Below are 1,790 nucleotides of genomic sequence, written 5' to 3' on the forward strand. Positions count from 1 at the left end.
TGTCGGGGTAGGCGGCGAACGCCTGGGCGGCGCACAGCGACCAGACGGCCGCGATTGGTATCGTCGGCGAGTTCGTTTACCCATGCTTCGCCGATGGTAAAGAGCAACATCAGCGCCGCGCCGCTCACCACGCGAAACACCGCCCATAGCCACAGGTGCGTGGTGAACTGCATGAGGATGGTGGCTGCTGAAACACTCAACGCCGCGCCCATGATGATCTGGCGTGCACTGAACCGTCCCGTGATGCGGCCGACCAAGGGTATGACGAGCAAGCCGCCGCCCGCTTGCATGGCCGTCATCAGTCCGACGATGTCCGTGCCATAGCCGGCGTTGGTCAGCGCAAGCGCCGTAAGAGGCAAGGTGGCGCCGAGGCCAAGCCCGACCACGGCGACGCTCAATATGAGGCCGAGAAAATTGCGCGAGAAGATTATTTTCATTGACCGTCGTGCAGCGGTTCCAAAGTTGATGGTCAGTGTGTATCGCGCATTTTACCAAACAGGCATGTAGGCACTTTCGCTTCGACCCGTCATTGCAAGCAGCCGTTTTGCGAAGGCGCAACGACAGAGGCTGGATTTTTGCACGATCGAGCTTGTGCGGCGGCTTGAGCCGCGCGTGCCGAACTTATATAAGATTGTTCGCGAATGCCTGGCGCTTGCGGCCGGAACCTCCCCATCAATCAGGAGAATCGCAATTGGAAAAAACTGACCTCGCAGACGTCTACCGGGCCTACATTGCGTGCCTGAACAAGCAGGACTGGCCGCAACTCGGACAGTTCGTTCATGCGGACGCGTCTCATAACGGCAAGCGTTTCGGGCTCGCCGGGTATCGCGGGATGCTGGAAAGAGACTTCGATGAAATCCCCGACCTGCACTTCAACATCCAGTTATTGGTCGCTGATCCGCCATTCATAGCGAGCCGCCTTGCTTTCGCGTGTACGCCAAAGGGAACGTTCCTTGGCCTTCCCGTGAACGGCAGGACGGTTTCGTTTGCCGAGAATGTCTTCTATCAGTTCCGGGAAGGGAAGATCGCGGAGGTGTGGTCAGTGATCGACAAGGCCGCTATCGAAGCCCAGCTACATGGCGCAGGTTCCTAAGCGGCGAGATAACCCCCGTCCACTGGCACGATCGCCGCAGTCATGAACGACGCCGCCGGCGAGCATAAAAACGCCACGACCTGCGCGACTTCTTCGGGGCCGCCCCAGCGTTTCATGGGCGTGCGCTCGAGGATGGCCTGCGAGCGTCCGCTGTCTTCCTGCAAGGCCTGCGTCAAAGGGGTGGCAATCCAGCCTGGAGCGACAGCGTTCACGCGAATGCCGTCCGCAGCATAGGCAATGGCGAGCGACTTCGTCAGTTGCGAAATCGCACCCTTGCTCGCGCTATAGGCCGGAACCAGTCCGCCACCGAAAAAGCTCAACATAGAAGCCGTATTCACGATGCATCCCGACGACGCCTTGAGCAACTCACGCGCGCCGGAGCAGACGCGCATGGTGCCGTGCAGGTTGATATCGACGACATCCTCGAACACATCGACTTCATGCTCGGCACCGCGCCGAATCACGCCCGCGCAGTTAACTACGATATCGAGCTGATCGAACTCCTTCAGCACGGCATTGACGTTGGCGGTCGACCGCACGTCCAGCGTGACCTTGCGCACCGCTGCATCCAATACGTCGGGTGTTTCCGGTCCAGGCGGCAAGCCGGCCGCCACCACACGCGCGCCCAACTGCGAAAGACGATTCGCGATGGCCGCGCCAATGCCGGTCAGGCCGCCGGTGACGAGCGCCACCTGGC

At 60.6% G+C, this 1,790-nt stretch carries 2 protein-coding genes and 1 pseudogene (1 of these 3 running past the window's edge); 1 reads left to right on the forward strand and 2 read right to left on the reverse strand.

What is annotated here, in order from left to right:
• Positions 1-437 (reverse strand): annotated as a pseudogene (locus tag ACFFAR_RS23910) (MFS transporter) (it extends 789 nt beyond the left edge of the window).
• 254 nt (positions 438-691) lie between these two features.
• Here ACFFAR_RS23910 and ACFFAR_RS23915 point away from each other — a divergent pair.
• Positions 692-1,093, forward strand: coding sequence for an ester cyclase (locus ACFFAR_RS23915; RefSeq protein WP_174365696.1), 402 nt, complete (start codon positions 692-694; stop codon positions 1,091-1,093).
• Here the strand turns inward: ACFFAR_RS23915 and ACFFAR_RS23920 are convergent.
• On the reverse strand, positions 1,090-1,790 hold a 701-nt coding region (locus ACFFAR_RS23920; RefSeq protein WP_375508584.1), incomplete at its 5' end, for an SDR family NAD(P)-dependent oxidoreductase. The genes ACFFAR_RS23915 and ACFFAR_RS23920 overlap by 4 nt on opposite strands.

The organism is uncultured Caballeronia sp. (assembly GCF_964243625.1).
Lineage (GTDB): Bacteria > Pseudomonadota > Gammaproteobacteria > Burkholderiales > Burkholderiaceae > Caballeronia.